Origin of the sequence: Parahoeflea halophila (assembly GCF_900220985.1) — a bacterium.
Classification (GTDB): domain Bacteria; phylum Pseudomonadota; class Alphaproteobacteria; order Rhizobiales; family Rhizobiaceae; genus Hoeflea; species Hoeflea halophila.
In genome coordinates this window covers 66,866-85,247 of sequence record NZ_OCPC01000001.1, presented here as the reverse complement: position 1 = coordinate 85,247, position 18,382 = coordinate 66,866, and the positions used below count along the sequence as shown (strand labels likewise).

Sequence of the window (18,382 nt, the reverse complement as noted above, 5' to 3'; positions counted from 1 at the left end):
ATCGCCGCCAATCGGGTGATATAGAGCGACCGCGTTCAGGGTCGCCTCGCGCGAGCGTGGTTTTGCGGCCCTAAAGGCGGGTATGGTGAAATTGGTAGACACGCCAGATTTAGGTTCTGGTGCCGCAAGGCGTGGGAGTTCAAGTCTCTCTACCCGCACCAAATTACAGTCCGGTCCGTGCGTCAGATGGCGCTGGATGGCAGGGCATGCACGAAGGCGTTCAGTCGGTTGATCCGGTCTGGGGCTTAGAATGAAGAAAGCCACAAGCGACGCCGGAACACCGGCCCAGTCGCGGGGCCAACCCGAACGGTCGCAGTCGCGAGGAAATGAAGGTTTGAACATGCAGGTTACCGAAACGCTTGCCGAAGGGCTGAAGCGCGAATTGAAGGTTGTCGTTCCCGCTGCGGACATGACATCGCAGATGAACGAAAAGCTTGCCGAAGCCAAGGGCAAGATGCAGATCAAGGGCTTCCGCCCCGGCAAGGTGCCGATTTCGCACCTGAAAAAGATGTACGGCAAGTCGATCATGGCGCAGCTGGTCAATGAAATGATCCAGGAAAAGCCGACCTCTATCCTGGCCGAGCGCGGCGAACGGTCCGCCACCCAGCCGGAAATCAAGATGACGGAAGACGAGAAGGAAGCTGACGCCATCCTCAAGGGCGAAGCCGATTTCGAGTTCACCATCGCCTATGAAATCATCCCGGCATTCGATCTTGCCGACATGTCGAAGTTCAAGGTCGTCCGCGAAGTCGTCGAGGTTCCGGCCGAGGAAGTCGAGGAACAGGTGCTTCGCGTGGCCGAGAACAGCCGCACGTTCGAGCCCAAGTCCGGCAAGGCCGCAGACGGCGACAAGGTGACGATCGATTACCTTGGCAAGGTCGATGGCGAAGCTTTTGAAGGTGGCGCTGACCAGGATGCGGAGCTGGTAATCGGCTCGAACCGGTTCATCCCGGGTTTCGAAGAGCAGCTCATCGGCCTCAAGGAAGGCGACGAGAAGGTGATCACGGTCACATTCCCGGCGGAGTACCAGGCAGCCCATCTTGCTGGCAAGGAAGCCACGTTCGACATCAAGGTGAAGGCGGTTGCCGCACCGGGCGAACTGGAAATCAACGACGAACTGGCCAAGACCCTTGGTCTTGAGTCCGCAGACAAGCTGCGTGAGATCGTCCGTTCGCAGATCGAAGATCAGTATGGCCAGGTGACGCGTCAGAAGCTGAAGCGGCAGATCCTCGACCAGCTCGACGAAACGCACAAGTTCGACACGCCATCCAAGCTGGTTGACGCCGAATTCGAAAGCATCTGGCGCCAGATCAACCAGGAACTGTCTGACAACGGCAAGACATTTGCCGATGAGGACACCACGGAAGAAGCCGCGCGCGAAGAGTATCGCACACTGGCCGAACGCCGCGTCCGTCTCGGACTGGTCCTCTCCAAGATCGGTGAAGAGGCCGGTGTGCAGGTCAGCGACGATGAGCTGCAGCGCTCGCTGTTCGAGCAGGTCCGCAAGTTCCCGGGCCAGGAGAAGGAAATCTACGAATACTTCCAGAAGACTCCAGGTGCTGTTGCCTCGCTGCGGGCCCCGATCTTCGAAGAAAAGACCATTGACCATCTGATGACCGTCATTGACGTGACCGACAAGACGGTGACGAAGGACGAGTTGATGGCCGAAGACGAGGCCGAGGCTTCTGAAAAGCCCGCGCCGAAGAAAAAGGCGCCGGCCAAGAAAAAGGCTGCCAAGAAGGACGACACTGCGGCCGAATAAGCCACAGCACTTCCAAACTGTTTGAAAGCGCCGGGGCTCTGCTCCGGCGTTTTTGCGTTCACGGGCCGAAGCCGCATTGGTGCAATGCCCATTCCGGCTGATGCCGAGAATCTGCCAATCCATCTTGTGTTGAAGAGCGTATGGTACAGGGATGGGGCTGTTTCAGGGGGCTGATGTGAACCGAGGGTGCTGATGGCGAAGGAAAAAGTTCTGCGTTTTTTGCTGGGCGATCAATTGTCGCGTGGCCTTTCAAGCCTCGACGGCGCTGCACGTGACCGCGACGTGATCTTCATGGCGGAGGTGAGTGCAGAGGCCACGTCCGTCAAACATCACAAGAAGAAGATCGCATTCCTGTTTTCCGCCATGCGGCACTTTGCCGAGGACCTGCGCGGCGAGGGTTTCACCGTTGATTATCTAAGGCTTGATGACGAGGACAATCCGGGTGATTTCGGCGGCGCCCTGGCGCAGGCTGTCGACCGGCACAAGCCAGACCGGGTGGTGATGACGGAACCGTCCGAACTTCGCGTGCTTGAGGCGGCGGAAAACTGGCGCGAGGAGCTCGCGGTGGAATTTGATATTCTCACCGACCACAGGTTTCTGGCAAGTCACGAGGAGTTTGTCAGCTGGGCTACGACTGACAGCGGCGAGCAGCCCAAATCGCTGCGGATGGAATATTTCTACCGCGAGATGCGGCGCCGCACCGGATACCTGATGACCGATGGTGAACCGGAGGGCGGTCAGTGGAATTTCGATGCCGACAACCGCAAATCGCTGCCCGATTCGATCACGGTACCTGTGCGTCCGAAGTTCGAGCCTGACCAGATAACCCGCGATGTCATGGATCTGGTGGCAGACCGCTTCGAGACGCATTTCGGAGACCTGGAGCCGTTCGACTACCCGGTTACGCGCAAGGATGCCGAGGCCTATCTCGACTGGTTCGTGGGGGAGGCGCTCGCCGGTTTCGGCGACTGGCAGGACGCTATGAAACAGGGCGAGCCGCTGTTGTTTCACAGCCATCTTTCTTCGCTGATCAATTGCGGGTTGCTCGATCCGAGGGAGTGTTGCGAGAGGGGAGAGAAAGCCTACCGCGATGGGGCCGCGCCGCTCAACGCCGTGGAAGGGTTCATCCGCCAGATCATCGGCTGGCGCGAGTTTGTTCGCGGCGTCTACTGGCTCAAAATGCCGGACTATGCGAGCGCCAATGCACTGGATGCGCGGCGCCCGCTGCCGGAATTCTTCTGGTCGGGTGAAACTGTCATGAACTGCCTCGGCCAGGCGATTGCGGAGACCAAGGCTAACGCCTACGCCCACCATATCCAGCGGCTGATGGTGATCGGCAATTTCTGCCTGCTGGCTGGAATAGACCCGCGACAGGTTCAGGAATGGTTCCTGGTTGTCTATGCGGATGCCTATGAATGGGTGGAAATGCCGAATGTGGTAGGGATGGCCCTATTTGCCGACGGCGGGTTCGTTGCTTCAAAACCCTATGCGGCGTCCGGGTCCTACATCAACAAGATGAGCGATTACTGCAGCTCCTGCCGCTACGACGTCAAGCAGAAGGCAGGCGAGAACGCCTGTCCCTTCAACTATCTCTACTGGAACTTCCTCTCTGAGAACGAGGAAAGTCTCAGGAATAACCACCGCATGGGTCTGATTATGGGATCGCTTGGCAAGATGAAGCCCGGCCGGCTTGATGAGATCCGGACCGATTCCTTGCGCTTCTTCGACAGTGACGAAATGCAGGGATGGCAGGATCAAGCAGCCGGCTAGACCAGCTTCAGCCCCTTGAGACTGGCGTGACCATCCTTTCCGATGATGATGTGGTCATGCACGGTGATGCCGAGCGGCCGGGCGGTGTCGATGATCAGCTTGGTCATCTCGATATCGGCGCGTGACGGTGTCGGGTCGCCCGAAGGGTGGTTGTGGACCAGTATGATGGCGGTGGCCGAGAGCTCCAGCGCCCGCTTGACCACCTCGCGCGGATAGACCGGGGTGTGGTCGACGGTGCCTGTCTGCTGAACCTCGTCGGCAATCAGTGCGTTCTTTTTGTCGAGAAACAGGACACGGAACTGTTCGCGGGGTTCGAACGCCATGGCTGCCCGGCAGTATTCGATCACCGAGGACCATGAGGCGAGAACCTGCCGGCCGCTGAGCTCGCCCTTGAGCATGCGGTGGGCAATCGAGGCGACCAGCTTCAGATCGGTGGCCACACTGTCGCCGACGCCTTTGACTTCGGTAAGCAGTTTAGCGGGGGCGCCGAGCACTTCCGATAGCGAGCCGAACCTTGCCAGAAGCGCCTTGGCGATCGGCTTGGTGTCGCGGCGCGGGATCAATCGGAAAAGCAAAAGTTCCAGCAATTCGTAATCGGCCAGGGCGCGGTCCCCGCCTTCCCGGAAGCGCTGACGGAGCCGGTCGCGGTGGCCGTGAAAATGTTCGTCAGGATTGATTGCAGCGTCGCGCGGGGCCGTCTGGAGTGCACGGCCCCTGGTCTTGCCCTGGCGGCTTTCAGCGAAGTAGTTGCGTTCGTCCTCCTGGGACTGGTCGCCGCTATCGCCTGAAGATTGTATGCCCTCGAGATCCAAGCCTTTGCCTTCAAGGCATTCGTCATCCATGCCCCCGTCATTCAGGCCCTTCACATTCAGACCGGGTCGACGGGGTGCTGTCATGCAGGCAGTCCGGGACGGTCGAGACCGGCTGGGGAAAGGGTGAAAATCTCGCAACCGGTCTCGGTCACGCCGATGGTATGCTCGTATTGCGCGGTCAGCGACCGGTCGCGTGTCACCGCAGTCCAGCCGTCGGAGAGCACCTTTACATGCGGCCGCCCGAGATTGATCATCGGCTCGATGGTGAAGATCATGCCGGGGCGCATCTCCGGCCCTTCCCCTGCGCGGCCGTAATGCAGGATGTTCGGTGCATCGTGAAACAGCTTGCCGACGCCATGGCCGCAGAAATCGCGCACCACCGAGCAGCGCTCGGATTCGGCATATTTCTGAATGGCTTCACCGATTGCGCCAGTGCGTGCGCCGGGCTTGACCGCCTCGATGCCGAGCATCAGCGATTGGTGGGTGATCTCGAGAAGCCGTTCGGCGGCGCGCTTGATTTCACCGATCGGATACATCCGGCTTGAATCGCCATGCCAGCCGTCGAGCACATAGGTGACGTCGATATTGACGATCTCGCCTTCGCGCAGCGGCTTGTCATTGGGGATACCGTGGCAGACCACGTGATTGATCGAGGTGCAGCAGGACTTGGTGTAGCCACGGTAGTTCAGCGTCGCGGGCAGGGCGCCGTGGTCCATGCCGAATTCATAGACAAAACGGTCAATCTCGTTGGTGGTGACGCCGGGCACGGCGCGGGTTGCCAGTTCATCCAGGCACCTGGCTGTTATCCGGCTTGCCTTGCGCATGCCTTCAAAGCCTTCCTCGCCGTAGAGCCGGATCTGGCCTGTGTTCTTCATCGGGGCCGATGCGGCATCAATATAGGTAACCATGGTGGCTCGCTTTGTCGTTTTCAGGCCGGTTGCACCGGTCTTATATTACAATACGCTGTTTAGGCGGGTTTCCTCAACGGGTACCATCGTCTCAGCGCTGATTTGCTCCGGTGTGATGTTGCACCGTATGGCGCAGGCTTCAACCCCGCGGGTCATGGCGCGATCAAAGGCCGCTGCGTAGGCCGGGTCGAGATCGCGGCACAGGCTCAGGCGGTCTACATCACCGCGCTGGATCAGATAGACCATTATGGCGCGGTGTCCAGCCTCGGCCATGTCGCCAAGTTCGTCGAGATGCTTGGCGCCACGCGTAGTAACGCTGTCGGGAAACTCCGCAAGGCCTTCGCTGCGACGGAAATGCACATTCTTGACCTCGACATAGGCTAGGCCCTTGTCCGGGTCCTCGAGAAGAATGTCGATGCGCGAATTGTTGCCGTATTTCTGCTCGCGTCGGCGTATCGCGTAGGTTCCAAGGGTGCCGATGAGCCCCTTGTCGATCGCCTCCTCGACCAGCCGGTTGGGCCGACCGGTGTTGATGCCCACAAGCGTGTTGTCGGACGCCACCAGTTCCAGCGCGTACGCGTATTTTCGCGTGGCTGTTGAATGCAAGGTGAGAAAACACTTCGAACCGGGCTCGGTCAGCCCGCGCATCGAGCCGGTGTTGGGGCAGGAGCCGGTAATCAACTCACCGGTGTCGAGTTTTGCATCAAACAGGAAACGCTTGTAGCGGCGGATCAGGGTCGCGGGAATGAGCGGCGGGTCGAAAATCATGGTCTGCGCCCATACCAGTCATCGGCCTGGCCCGCAAATTTAGCCCCTGCTTGTGGGCGGATGTCAGATCCGCACCTGAACATAGGATCCGGGAGCATCTTCGATCGGCTTGAGCTTCTTGCCGCCGGGTTTGCGCGCGGGCACTTCTTCATCGGAGGCGGCGCGAATCCAGGCGTGCCAGTGTGGCCACCAGGATCCCGGGGTTTCGACAGCGCCGGCAACCCAGTCCTCGAATTCGGCATGCGCGGGGCCGTCGGACCAGAACTGGTATTTGCCCGATGAAGGCGGGTTGACGACACCGGCGATGTGGCCCGACCCGGACATGACATAGGTCACGTCCCCTCCGAACAGCTTGCCGCCGATATAGGCGGAGCGGGCAGGGGCGATATGGTCTTCCCTGGCGGCCAGATTGTAGACCGGGATCTTGATGTCGCCGAGATTGAGGGTCTTGCCGGCAAGCTGCATCTTGCCTTGCGACAGGTTGTTCTCGAGATAGCAGTTGCGCAGGTAGTAGGAATGGTTGGCCGCCGCCATGCGGGTGGCGTCCGAATTCCAGTAGAGCAGGTCGAAGGGCATCGGGTCCTTGCCCTTGAGGTAATTGTTGACCACGTAGGGCCAGATCAGGTCCGAGGCGCGCAACATGTTGAAGGCCGTCGCCATTTTCGAGCCATCGAGGTAGCCGTTCTTCTCCATGGCGTTTTCGATCGCACTGATCTGCGCCTCGTCGACGAACACCTTGAGATCCCCGGCATAGGTGAAGTCGGTCTGGGTGGTGAAAAAGGTGGCGGTGGCTATTCTTTGAACCTTCTCCTGGGCGTGCAGTGCCAGTGTGGCGGCCAGCAGGGTGCCGCCGACGCAATAGCCAATGGCATTGACCTCGCGTTCGCCGGTGGCCTTCTCGATGGTGTCGAGGGCGAAGGAAATGCCCTCGCGGGAATAGGACTCCCAGTCCTTGCCGGCGTGGCGCTGGTCCGGGTTGACCCAGGATATCACGAACACCGTATGTCCCTGATCGACGGCCCATTTGATGAAGGACTTTTTCGGGTTCAGATCGAGAATGTAGAACTTGTTGATCCAGGGGGGCACGATCATCAGCGGGCGCTTGAGAACGGTCTCGGTCGACGGGTCATACTGAATGACCTGGCAGACCTCGTTCTGGGCAATGACCTTGCCGGGCGAGACAGCAATGTTGCCGCCGACCTTGAACTTGGAGGCATCGGACTGGCGCAGCCGCAACTCGCCCTTGCCGGCGGCAATATCCTCGGCCAGCATGTGCATGCCCTTGACCAGATTTTCGCCGTTGGAGGCGACCATTTCCTTGTAGAGTTCGGGATTGGTGGCGATGAAATTGGCCGGCGACAGCGCGCTTGTGATCTGACGCACATAAAAGGCTGCCTTGTGACGCGTGTGTGGGTCGAGGCCTTCGCTCTCGTCGACGAGCTTGTTGGCCCAGTCCGAGGTGATGAAATAGGCATTCTTCAGGAACTCGAAGAATGGATTGTTCTCCCAGTCCGGATCGGCAAAGCGCTTGTCCCTGTTGGGCGGGCGGGGGCTGGTGTCCTCGCCCGACATGCGGGCAACGGATGCGCTCCACATGCCGAAATAGCTCGTCAGCAGCGATGTCTGGGCATCAAGGGCACGCTTGGGATCAGACAGCCAGTACTCGCCGACCTTGGAGAAGGTCTTGACCATATCCGCCATCGGCTCCGAGACGGTATCGACGACTTCGCCCTTTTCGCGCGGTTCCACCCAGGCCGAGGCGGCCTTGCCGAGTTCTTCAAGCATGCGGGCAAGATTGCGGGCGAAAACTTCGGGATCCTTGACGACATAAGCCTCAGCGGACGTGGTGCCCGGCTCAGCCTGGTCGTTTCCAGCCGTCGTTTTGCCCTTGTCCGCCATGATGGCGCCTCCTCATCATGTTCCCGAGCTTGCTTCAGGCCCGTTTTCTGCCTTAAATCGGCTTGTTTGCTTTGCTTGTCTGCCAAGTCTGGCGTTATCCTTCATTGATACGGGCTTTTTTTGTCCATGTCATGACCGCCCTTCGGCGAAGACCGGAATAATTGTGATCATGAGACTGATGGTTCGTCCGATATATGTTGTGCTGTACTGCCTCTTGCTTGCAGGCTGTCAGACAGCGTCGCTTGAAGACGCGGCGCCGAAGACTGTGGCGGCGGCCGGTGCCGGCGATACCGCTGGGCAACCGGTTGCGGACACTTCGGCGGCAGTTTCGGGGGATGACATTGAACCGGGGAAGCAGTCCCGGACCATCGCCCGCAATCCGGGATTTGTTTCGGTTGTGCCGATTGAAAGGACTGCACCGGCCCAGAACAAGGCGTTTGTTGATTCCGGTGCCAGCCGGACGGGTGAGTTCCCCACTTTCGGCCAGCAACCGAAGGCCGCCAACAGCCAGTTCTCCGAACAGGACAAGCTGGAAGCTGAAGCTGAGATGACCGAGCTGCTTCGCAACCGCGCATCGACGCCGGACGCGCGAGCGCAATACGAGGCCCGGCTCAGGGAATTGCGGGCCCTGGCTGCCCGCCATGGAAGCGACACGCAACGGGAAATCGAGAATTAGACCTTGCGTTTGACTTGGTTTGGACGCAAAGCCATGACATCAGAGCGTCTCCAATCAGCCCACAACCCCGGGGAATTCCATGGAAGAATTTCACAAAGTCCGCCGACTTCCGCCTTACGTTTTTGAGCAGGTCAACCGGCTCAAAGCGTCGGCGCGGGCCGGGGGGGCCGACATCATTGATCTGGGTATGGGCAATCCCGACCTGCCGACACCTGCCTCCATAGTCGAAAAGCTGTGTGAGGCGGTTAAAGATCCGCGGACACATCGCTATTCCACCTCGCGCGGCATTCCAGGCCTCCGGCGGGCGCAGGCTGCCTATTACGAGCGGCGTTTCGGCGTGAAGCTCAATTCCGAGACCCAGGTCGTGGCCACGCTTGGCTCCAAGGAAGGCTTTGCCAACATGGCCCAGGCCATCACCGCACCCGGTGATGTGATCCTGTGTCCCAATCCTACCTATCCGATCCATGCTTTCGGCTTCATCATGTCGGGCGGCGTGATCCGGTCGCTGGATGTCGTTCCGGACAACAGCTTCTTTTCAGCGCTGGAGCGCTCGGTGCGGCATTCGATCCCGAAACCGCTGGCGCTCATTCTGAATTATCCATCGAACCCGACAAGTTATGTGGCGACGCTGGATTTCTACAAGGACGTGGTGGCTTTCGCTAAGAAACACCACATCCTCATCCTGTCGGATCTGGCCTACTCCGAAATCTATTTCGACGGCACGCCGCCGCCGTCGGTGCTGGAGGTGCCGGGCGCGATCGACATCTGTGTCGAATTCACCTCTATGTCGAAGACCTTTTCGATGCCGGGCTGGCGCATGGGCTTTGCCGTCGGCAACGAGCGGTTGATCTCGGCGCTGACGCGGGTCAAGTCCTATCTTGACTACGGCGCGTTCACGCCGATCCAGGTGGCAGCCACTGCTGCATTGAACGGAGATGGTTCCGAGATCGCCGAGGTGCGTTCGATCTATAAGCGTCGGCGCGATGTGCTGGTCGAGAGTTTCGGCAAGGCCGGCTGGGACGTGCCGCCACCAGCTGCAACGATGTTTGCCTGGGCGCCAATTCCGGAGCAGTTCAAGCATCTGGGGTCGCTGGAATTTTCCAAGCTGCTGGTCGAAAAGGCCGACGTGGCGGTTGCTCCCGGCGTCGGGTTCGGCGAGCACGGCGATGAACATGTCCGCATCGCGCTGGTCGAGAACGAACACCGCATCCGCCAGGCGGCCCGCAACATCAAGCGCTTCTTTGCGGCCGCGGGCAATGGCGGCGGCGACAATGTGGTTTCATTGTCCGCCCGGCGTTGACCGCCGCGGCACTCGCCGCTAAACCCGCCTTGACTTCCAACGCCCCGCATATTCATGCGGGCGATCCCATACAGGTGGACTTTTGACATGACTGATGCCCTGAAAATCGGCATTGCAGGCCTTGGCACTGTCGGTGCGGCATTGTTCCAGATTCTCAAGAGCCGGCACAATCTCCTGGCCGATATCTGTGGTCGGGAAATCGTGATCACCGCGGTCTGCGCGCGCGACCGCAGCCGTGATCGCGGTCTCAATCTTGATGGCGTCGTCTGGTTCGACGATCCGGTGGCCATGGCGCGCGAGGCCGACATTGATGTTTTCGTAGAACTGATCGGCGGCGAGGGCGATCCGGCGCTCGCATCCGCGACGGCGGCGCTGACGGCCGGCCGGCACTTTGTCACCGCCAACAAGGCGATGCTTGCCCAGCACGGCGTGCAACTGGCGAAGCTTGCCGAGGCCCATGGCGTGCTTCTGAACTTCGAGGCTGCGGTTGCGGGCGGCATTCCGGTGATCAAGGCGATGCGCGAGTCGCTGACCGGGAACGCTGTGACGCGCATCTATGGCATCATGAACGGCACCTGCAATTACATCCTGACCCGGATGGAACACGAGAACATGGGCTTTGCGGAGTGTCTCGCCGAAGCCCAGCGGCTCGGTTATGCCGAAGCCGACCCGGCGTTTGATATTGACGGCAACGACACGGCGCACAAACTGTCAATCCTGACCAGCCTGGCCTTTGGCACCGAGATAGCGGCAGATGAGGTCTATATCGAGGGCATCACCAATATCTCGATCGATGATATTCACGCCGCCGACGAACTCGGCTACCGAATCAAACTGCTCGGCGTATCGCAACGGACTGCGACAGGGATCGAACAGCGCGTTCACCCGACCATGGTCCCGAAAGGCTCGATGATCGCGCAGGTGGAAGGCGTGACCAATGCGGTGACGATCGAAGCCGACATTCTGGGCGAACTCATGCTGTCGGGACCGGGAGCAGGTGGCGCCGCCACTGCATCCGCGGTGCTCGGTGACATTGCCGATATCGCAAAGAGCCGGCCTGGCCATCAGCACGCACCGGCGCTGGGACGGCCCGCCGACAAGCTCGAGCCCTATGTCAAGGCACAGATCCAGAGCCACGAAGGCGGATATTTCATCTCGCTCAAGGTCGATGACCGGACAGGGGTGTTTGCCTCGATCGCGACCTTGATGGCCAGCAACGAGATTTCGCTTGAATCGATCGTCCAGCGCGCACGGCCGGCGGGTGCGGATGCCGGTCCGCAAACGGTCATTCTGGTCACCCATGCGACGACGGAATCGAAGGTTCGGGCCGCGGTCGATGCCATCAAGCGTGAGGGCTATCTTGCCGGTGATCCCCAGGTGATCCGCATCGAACGCACGCGCGACAACTGAGCCGGGCAGCGCAACTGTGCTTCTGTCCGGGGTGAGCAGGGTTTCGGGACTGCATCTCTCAGCCTAATCGATTTAGATCGGGATCAGGCCAAAATCTTGAATAAACACGGCTTTTAATGTGGTTTTCACATTGCCTTGCGAGGTTTGATCGCTGTATGAGCGGCGAAACGTGACACTGTGGGGGATAGTAGACCATGTCAGCCAAAGCAACCGAAGCCAGTGGCCTGGAACGGATTCTGACACTCGAGATCGCGCGTGTTACCGAGCGCGCTGCCGTTGCCGCTGCAAGGCTTCGCGGCCGTGGCGACGAGATGGCTGCCGACCAGGTGGCCGTCGACGCCATGCGCCAGGAGCTCAACCGCTTGCCGATCGACGGCACCGTGGTGATCGGAGAAGGGGAACGCGATGAAGCGCCGATGCTCTATATCGGCGAGGAAGTCGGGACTCGTGACGGCGCCAAGGTCGATATTGCGCTCGATCCGCTGGAAGGCACCACGATCTGCGCCAAGAACCTGCCGAATTCGCTGGCGGTGATTGCGTTTGCTGAAAAGGGCAGCCTGCTCTACGCGCCGGATGTCTACATGGAAAAGATCGCGATTGGTCCCGGCTATCCGGCCAACACCGTTTCGCTGGAGGCGACCCCGACCGAGAACATCAATGCCGTAGCCCGCGCAAAAGGCGTGGCGGTGGAGCAGGTAACCGCCTGTATCCTGGACCGGCCCCGCCATGCGCGGTTGATCGAGGAAGTGCGGGCCACGGGCGCCGCTATCCGGTTGATCGGTGACGGCGATGTGGCCGGCGTCATTCACACCACCGATCCCGACGAGACCGGCATCGACATCTATCTCGGCATCGGCGGAGCCCCGGAGGGGGTGCTGGCAGCCGCTGCACTGCGCTGTATCGGCGGACAGATGCAGGGACGTTTGCAGCTCAACACCGAAGAGAAGGTGGCCCGTGCTGCCAAGATGGGGATTTCCGATCCGAACAAGATCTACTCGATGGAAGAAATGGCCAGCGGCGATGTGCTGTTTGCCGCCACCGGCGTGACCGACGGCAACATGCTGCAGGGCGTGAGATTTACTCGTGATGCCATCATCACCCACACCATCGTGATGCGCTCCTCGTCCAAGACAGTGCGCGAGATCAAGGCACGCCACCAGGACCTCGCCAAGTTCGACTGATTTGCTGGAAGCGCCAGATTCTGTCAGGCAAGAGCACCGCCCCGGTCTCAACCGAGCCCGGGGCGGTTTTGCGTTGGCAGGCGAGCCGTGCCTGACGCATGTCGCGTTCAATGATTGCATTTGAACGCGACGCCCATGCATCAATTCGGAGCGTTACAGCGACTCTTGCTAATCCATTTGGACGGGTGGCGCTGCAATGACGCCTGCCGCGCTTTGCTGCCGGCGGCGGTTTGGGTTATGAGCCTTTCCAGGGCGCAACCATCAAGGCAGGGCGCCTTGAGCAGGTTGGTTTTCGCATGACAGTCAACAGCGCATCAGAGCGGGCGTTTCTTGGAGTCGAGCAGTCGCTGTCCGGGCAGAGATGGGTGGCGCGGCTGGATGCGACCGGTGAAAACAAGGCCATCTCGATTGCGCAGACGACCGGACTTCCCGACGTGATCTCCCGCGTGCTTGCGGGACGTGAGGTTGGCATTGGCGACGCCAAGGCCTTCCTTGACCCAACCATCAAGACATTGATGCCGGATCCTTCAAAGCTGACCGATTGCGACCGGGCGGCCGAGCGAATTGCCCTCGCCATTTCACGTGGAGAACGGGTTGCGGTTTTTGGCGACTATGACGTCGACGGTGCGGCCTCTTCCGCGCTGATGCAGCGCTTCCTGCGCCATTTCGGGCTCGCCAGCGAAATTTACATTCCGGACCGGATCTTCGAAGGCTATGGCCCGAACCCCACGGCCATCGGAGAACTGGTTGAGCGCGGTGCAAAGCTGATCATCACGGTGGACTGCGGCTCAACCAGCCACGAGTCGCTCGCAGAAGCCGCGCGGCGTGGAATCGATGTGGTCGTGATCGATCACCATCAGGTGGCCAGCGAACTGCCGGTCGCACAGGCACTGGTCAATCCCAATCGCGAGGATGATCTCTCCGGGCTCGGGCACCTGTGCGCCTGCGGTGTGGTGTTCATGGTGCTGGCGGGGACGTTGAGGCTGTTGCGCCGGAAGGGTGACACCCGCGCTCATACGTTCGACCTGCTCGCTAACCTCGATCTGGTGGCGCTGGCGACCGTGTGTGACGTGGTGCCGCTCAAGGGGCTCAACCGGGCCTTCGTGGTCAAGGGGCTGCTGGCTGCACGTGGCATGGGCAATACCGGGCTGACAGCTATCTCGCAGCGGGCAGGGGTCAACGGCCCTGTCACGCCCTATCACCTCGGTTTTCTGATCGGGCCACGGATCAATGCCGGGGGTCGAATCGGTGACGCGGCTCTGGGTAGCCGCTTGTTGACAATCGAAGACAAGGATGAAGCGGCAGCCATTGCAGACCAGCTCGAGGATCTGAACCGGGAGCGGCAGGCGATCGAGGCGGCGATGCTGGCCGAAGCGGACGCGGAGGCTGCCATGGAGATGGCAAGTGGCGACGGGCCGGCGGTCATCGTCACGGAGCGTAAGGGCTGGCATCCCGGCGTTGTCGGCCTGTTGGCCTCGCGGCTCAAGGAGCGCTATCGCCGCCCGGCTTTCGCCATCGCCTTTGACGGCAATGGCAAGGGGACCGGGTCCGGTCGCTCGATACCGGGTGTCGATATCGGCCGGCTGGTGCGCAAGGCCGTGGAATCAGGTCTGCTGGTCAAGGGCGGCGGTCACGCCATGGCAGCCGGGTTGACCGTTCAACAAGGCCGGCTCGGGGACCTGAGGGCGTTTTTTGAGGACAACGCCGCCGAGGCCGTGGCCGGGCTCACCACGACGCACCAGCTCAAGATCGATGGCGCAATTTCGGCTTCCGGAGCAACGCTCGATCTGGTCGACCTGATTGAGCGCGCCGGTCCCTACGGCGCGGGGCACCCGCAGCCGGTCTTCGCCATGCCCGGGCACGTGCTGAAGGATGCGCGCGTGGTCGGCCAGAATCACATCAAGCTGTCGTTTTCCGGCCCCGATGGCGGCAGGCTCAACGGCATTGCCTTCAGGGCGGCGGACACGGAAATGGGCGCGAGTCTGCTTGGTGGACGTGGACTGACGTTTCACATCGCGGGCTCGCTGTCGGCCGATTACTGGCAGGGCGTCAGGCGGGTACAGATTCGCGTGATTGACGCAGCTGTGGCGCGATAGGAATCCACATTTCCGGAATGTTTGAGCAGCGGCTGCGGGGTTCCGACTAAGCCACCGTTTGGACCCGGCTGTCATAGGTATGTGCGCCGAAGAGCAGCCGTAATTTATCCCGGACCGACCGCCCGGCAAGACCTGAATAGCTGCGTGGTGCGATGAGCGTTGCGGACGCGTGAGAGCACCGGACAACATGCCGAGAGCAAAGGACCCAGCGCCAGATAAGTCTAGGTTTTCAAAGGGGAAATCAAGCGGAAGGCTTGGAAGCAGTGGTACGCCCTAGGGGAGTCGAACCCCTCTTTCCAGAATGAAAATCTGGCGTCCTAACCGATAGACGAAGGGCGCGTAACACTGTGGGCGTCTTATAGTCAGACCGTTTTAGGACCGCAAGCGCATAATTGCGTTTTGAGCGAAAAAAATGACATCCAGATGAAGTTTTTTTTCTGCTGTGAAACTGCCCCAGGGGAAGAGCGCCTCAGGCGGTGAAATCAGTGACCAATTCACTTGCGGCGACGGCAGCGCCAGTTCCAGTCACGGGTGTTTCCGATGTCGATGTGAACGGATTCGGTGTGGCAGTAGGTTCCCACGCCACCACGGCCGGGCATGGAACGCAGGTACTTGGCAAGCTGCCACTTTGAAACGCCTTCGACCTGGACGTCGGCTGCCTCGCAGGAGGTGTGGCGCGATCCCGAAGCTCCGCCGATCCGGCGATTGTGCTTCGGGCTGCGATAGCCGGAGGTGACCACAACGGGACGACCGTAATGCCGCTCGATGGCCTTGAGCGTGCGCACGAGCCGGGGCTTGAAGCAGTCGACCTGCACCTTGTCGGTCTGCAGATGCAGCCCGTTGGGTGCAAGGCGAGCCAGACCCGCGGCGGATGCCAGCTGGATCTGCCCGTATTCGGCGTTTGCGGACGAAGAAGACCCATTGTCGAACATTGATGCCAGCTTTACGCCAGGCAGTGCGTCGGACCCGGCGGAGGCGGCGGTCACCGGGGCGCTGTCGCGTGTCACCACCCGTTTTGTAGTTCCTGCCGGCGCATTCTTGGCCGAGGGCTTGGGTGAGGCGAACATGCGCGCGAATATGGATTTTTTCTTCGGCGGCGCAACCACTGCCAGTTCCTGGACCTGTGGCGCAGGTGTGTCGACTTCCGAATCGGTGTCAACCGGAGCCGTGTCGGCTGATGCTGTCTCTGTTTGCATCGGTTGCGCTGGCGGGGCAGGCTGGCTGTCCTGCAGTGCTACGCTGGCGGGGGCCGGAGCGGAGGGTGTGCCATAAAGATTGGCAACCGACTGGGCCGGTTGGCTCTGGGTGATGCCGCGGTTGAGCGCGTCGACGGCGGTGTTCGCCATGACGACCGACTGGCCGGGGGCGGGATCGATCTGCGCAGCAGCTGCATCTGGCATGCGTGCCGACGCGTCAGAGGCGTTGGGAGAGGGGAGGGGAAGAGGAACACCGGGAGCAGTCTCGGCAGCTGCCTGGGCGTCCGCATACATGATTGCGGACTCATCCGAGCTGACGATGCCGTCGAACATCTCCGGAGAACCGGGAGCAAAGCCCTGCGTGGTGAACATGGCGGGATCAGCAGTTGACACGCATCCGCTTAGAACAATCGCTGCACCGGTCAGAAGCAACGCCCGCGTGGTATTGCGCCTGATGGCTGCTTTGTATCCGCCTGTCTGCAAACTCTGGAGCCCCCGGATGTGATCTTGCATTGCCAGACCCGAAGGTCTTGAAAATGCCTACTCATTTGCGACGTTCTTGTAAACGGACAAAGCCGTTTGCCTGAAAAGGCTCTTCGGCATCAGCGCCAAATGCATGCGATGCGTCGCAAATGCGGCGAAAGCATGGCCCTAGTCCCTAGACTAGCCTGGCTTCGTTGCGTGAGCCTTGCGCCTTGAAGGCCCGGCTAGGTTGAAGCCGGGCCTGCTCGCGCCGTTACCAGCTGCCGGTGTTTTCCATCGACTTCCAGGGTTCTGCCGGCTCGAGCGGATCGCCCTTCTGCAGAAGCTCGATGGAAATGCCGTCGGGCGAGCGGACAAAGGCCATATGACCGTCCCGCGGCGGACGATTGATGGTCACGCCCTTGTCCTGCAACGACTGGCAGAGATCGTAGATATTGTCGACAACATAGGCGAGGTGGCCGAAGTTGCGGCCGCCATCATATTCTTCCGGGTCCCAGTTGTAGGTGAGCTCGAGCAAGGGGGCCTGATCTGCCATCGCCCGCTCCTTGTCCTCGGGCGCGGCGAGAAAAATCAGCGTGAACCGGCCGGCTTCGCTTTCGTGACGGCGAATTTCCACAAGTCCCATCTTGTTGCAGTAGAAATCCAGCGAGGCCTCGACGTCGGCGACGCGGACCATCGTGTGCAGATAACGCATTGGCTTTACCTCATGATTCTTGAATGGCTGGAAAATAGGCGGAATCGCGCTCGAGACAACGCCAATCTGATAAAAGGGGACGAATGAACAAGTTTTCCTGCGGGGCTTGCGCTGCCCTCGCAATACAATGTTAATGTTTTAATCAAGAATCACTTCATTTGTTTGTGGCGCGTATTGGAGAGGCATCCGGATGGGGGAAAGGTCCTCAGAAAAAGACCAGGCTGGTACGGAAGCACTAGGTGATCCTGTCGATCTCATCGAGATTACCGGCGTCATAAAGTGGTTCGACGTTGCCAAGGGGTTCGGCTTCATCATACCGGACAACGGCATGGAGGATGTTCTCCTGCATGTGACATGCCTGCGCCGCGACGGATACCAGACCGTTCTTGAAGGCACCCGCGTCGTTTGCCTGATCCAGAAGCGGGAACGTGGATATCAGACCTTCCGCATTCTCTCGATGGACACTTCGACCGCAGTGCACCCCTCGCAGTTGCCGCCGGTGCGGACCCATGTGCAGGTCAAGCCGTCGAGCGGCCTCGAGCGGGCGATCGTCAAGTGGTTCAACCGCACCAAGGGATTCGGCTTTCTGACCCGGGGTGAGGGGACCGAAGACATCTTCATTCACATGGAGACGTTGAGACGCTACGGCCTGGCCGAACTGCGCCCGGGACAGGTCGTGCTTGTCCGCTTCGGCGACGGCGACAAGGGCCTGATGGCGGCGGAAATCCATCCCGACATAGATGCGCCGATCCCAAATTCGCACTGAGCGGGCAATGGGCAGTTTACAACGCCTCGCGCTGATTTTTCTCTCTCTTCTGGTGTTTTTCGCCGCGCCGGCGATTGCGAAAGTGCTGCCGACAGATCCCGAACCGCTGGTGATCGAGACCGGGAGCGGCCCCGTCGAATTTTCAGTGGAACTGGCGCTGACGCCTGCAGACCGCGCCAGCGGGTTGATGAACCGGACAAGCATGGCGGCTGACCACGGCATGCTGTTCAAGTTCGACCAGACCCGGAAAGTGCTGATGTGGATGAAGAACACTCCGCTGCCGCTGGATATGCTGTTTATCGACGAAAGCGGCACAGTGGTTCGAATCGCCGAGCGGACCGAACCGTATTCGGAGACCATCATCCCCTCCGTCAGCCCGGTGCGCTATGTGCTGGAATTGAATGGCGGAACGGCCTCGCCGCGGGGAATATCGGTTGGCGACCTGGTGCGCCACCGAGCGATCGGCGACTGAATTTCCGGTTAGGTGAATTTAGCGTCGATTTGGAGTTGCGGGCCACTGCGTTCCGGTGTATCCGGGTCACGCCTTTGGCAGTCGGAGCGTAGCGCAGCCTGGTAGCGCATCTGGTTTGGGACCAGAGGGTCGGGAGTTCGAATCTCTCCGCTCCGACCATTCATTCCGGCGTCCGGTTTCCGGACGTCT

15 protein-coding genes and 3 tRNA genes are annotated in these 18,382 nt (G+C 60.4%); 11 read left to right on the top strand and 7 right to left on the bottom strand.

Annotation, left to right across the window (positions count from 1 at the left end; all coding sequences use genetic code 11):
- Positions 1–76 precede the first annotated feature (76 nt).
- From CRO46_RS00425 to CRO46_RS00415, 3 genes are all read left to right on the top strand, one after another.
- Positions 77–161: transfer RNA gene (locus CRO46_RS00425), tRNA-Leu, on the top strand.
- Positions 162–340: 179 nt separating this feature from the next.
- Positions 341–1,762, top strand: coding sequence for a trigger factor (tig, locus tag CRO46_RS00420; RefSeq protein ID WP_097103942.1), 1,422 nt, complete (start codon positions 341–343; stop codon positions 1,760–1,762).
- Positions 1,763–1,954: 192 nt separating this feature from the next.
- Entirely contained in the window at positions 1,955–3,532 is a 1,578-nt protein-coding gene (locus CRO46_RS00415) for a cryptochrome/photolyase family protein (RefSeq protein ID WP_097106350.1), read from the top strand.
- On the opposite strand, the gene radC is transcribed toward CRO46_RS00415, so the two are convergent.
- The 4 genes from radC to phaC all read right to left on the bottom strand — a co-directional run bounded on the left by radC (position 3,529) and on the right by phaC (position 7,919).
- Entirely contained in the window at positions 3,529–4,428 is a 900-nt protein-coding gene (radC, locus tag CRO46_RS00410) for a RadC family protein (protein ID WP_244577731.1), read from the bottom strand. The genes CRO46_RS00415 and radC overlap by 4 nt on opposite strands.
- Positions 4,425–5,252 carry a type I methionyl aminopeptidase gene (gene map, locus CRO46_RS00405; RefSeq protein ID WP_097103940.1) on the bottom strand — a complete coding sequence of 276 codons (828 nt, stop codon included), beginning with the start codon at positions 5,250–5,252 and terminating at the stop codon, positions 4,425–4,427. The genes radC and map overlap by 4 nt, the downstream gene beginning before the upstream one ends.
- Positions 5,253–5,297: 45 nt before the next feature.
- Positions 5,298–6,020 (bottom strand): DNA/RNA nuclease SfsA, encoded by a 723-nt coding sequence (sfsA, locus tag CRO46_RS00400; RefSeq protein ID WP_097103938.1) that lies wholly within the window; start codon positions 6,018–6,020, stop codon positions 5,298–5,300.
- Between the two features lie 63 nt (positions 6,021–6,083).
- A complete protein-coding gene (gene phaC, locus CRO46_RS00395) occupies positions 6,084–7,919 on the bottom strand; it encodes a class I poly(R)-hydroxyalkanoic acid synthase (protein ID WP_097103936.1) in 1,836 nt (611 codons plus the stop codon).
- Positions 7,920–8,088: 169 nt separating this feature from the next.
- On the opposite strand from phaC, the gene CRO46_RS00390 reads away from it, so the two are divergent.
- From CRO46_RS00390 to recJ, 5 genes are all read left to right on the top strand, one after another.
- Positions 8,089–8,595, top strand: a complete 507-nt coding sequence (locus tag CRO46_RS00390; RefSeq protein WP_097103935.1) for a hypothetical protein — start codon at positions 8,089–8,091, stop codon at positions 8,593–8,595.
- A 79-nt stretch (positions 8,596–8,674) separates the two neighbouring features.
- Positions 8,675–9,895, top strand: coding sequence for an LL-diaminopimelate aminotransferase (locus tag CRO46_RS00385; RefSeq protein WP_097103933.1), 1,221 nt, complete (start codon positions 8,675–8,677; stop codon positions 9,893–9,895).
- Positions 9,896–9,982: 87 nt separating this feature from the next.
- Positions 9,983–11,305: a homoserine dehydrogenase gene (locus CRO46_RS00380; protein ID WP_097103932.1), complete on the top strand. Its 1,323-nt coding sequence runs from the start codon at positions 9,983–9,985 to the stop codon at positions 11,303–11,305.
- A gap of 194 nt (positions 11,306–11,499) precedes the next feature.
- The gene (gene glpX / locus CRO46_RS00375) at positions 11,500–12,486 is read left to right on the top strand and encodes a class II fructose-bisphosphatase (RefSeq protein ID WP_097103930.1); all 987 of its coding nucleotides are present in this window, start codon (positions 11,500–11,502) and stop codon (positions 12,484–12,486) included.
- A gap of 296 nt (positions 12,487–12,782) precedes the next feature.
- Positions 12,783–14,582 (top strand): single-stranded-DNA-specific exonuclease RecJ, encoded by a 1,800-nt coding sequence (recJ, locus tag CRO46_RS00370; protein ID WP_097106349.1) that lies wholly within the window; start codon positions 12,783–12,785, stop codon positions 14,580–14,582.
- Positions 14,583–14,846: 264 nt separating this feature from the next.
- On the opposite strand, the gene CRO46_RS00365 is transcribed toward recJ, so the two are convergent.
- From CRO46_RS00365 to CRO46_RS00355, 3 genes are all read right to left on the bottom strand, one after another.
- Positions 14,847–14,921, bottom strand: a tRNA-Glu gene (locus tag CRO46_RS00365).
- Between the two features lie 155 nt (positions 14,922–15,076).
- Positions 15,077–16,150, bottom strand: coding sequence for a D-Ala-D-Ala carboxypeptidase family metallohydrolase (locus CRO46_RS00360; protein ID WP_097106346.1), 1,074 nt, complete (start codon positions 16,148–16,150; stop codon positions 15,077–15,079).
- A gap of 364 nt (positions 16,151–16,514) precedes the next feature.
- Complete coding sequence (locus CRO46_RS00355) at positions 16,515–16,955, bottom strand: VOC family protein (RefSeq protein WP_097103928.1); 441 nt, start codon at positions 16,953–16,955, stop codon at positions 16,515–16,517.
- 190 nt (positions 16,956–17,145) lie between these two features.
- On the opposite strand from CRO46_RS00355, the gene CRO46_RS00350 reads away from it, so the two are divergent.
- The 3 genes from CRO46_RS00350 to CRO46_RS00340 all read left to right on the top strand — a co-directional run bounded on the left by CRO46_RS00350 (position 17,146) and on the right by CRO46_RS00340 (position 18,352).
- Positions 17,146–17,721 (top strand): cold-shock protein, encoded by a 576-nt coding sequence (locus CRO46_RS00350; protein ID WP_097103926.1) that lies wholly within the window; start codon positions 17,146–17,148, stop codon positions 17,719–17,721.
- A 7-nt stretch (positions 17,722–17,728) separates the two neighbouring features.
- Positions 17,729–18,193, top strand: coding sequence for a DUF192 domain-containing protein (locus tag CRO46_RS00345; protein ID WP_244577730.1), 465 nt, complete (start codon positions 17,729–17,731; stop codon positions 18,191–18,193).
- 82 nt (positions 18,194–18,275) lie between these two features.
- Positions 18,276–18,352, top strand: a tRNA-Pro gene (locus CRO46_RS00340).
- Positions 18,353–18,382: the final 30 nt, after the last annotated feature.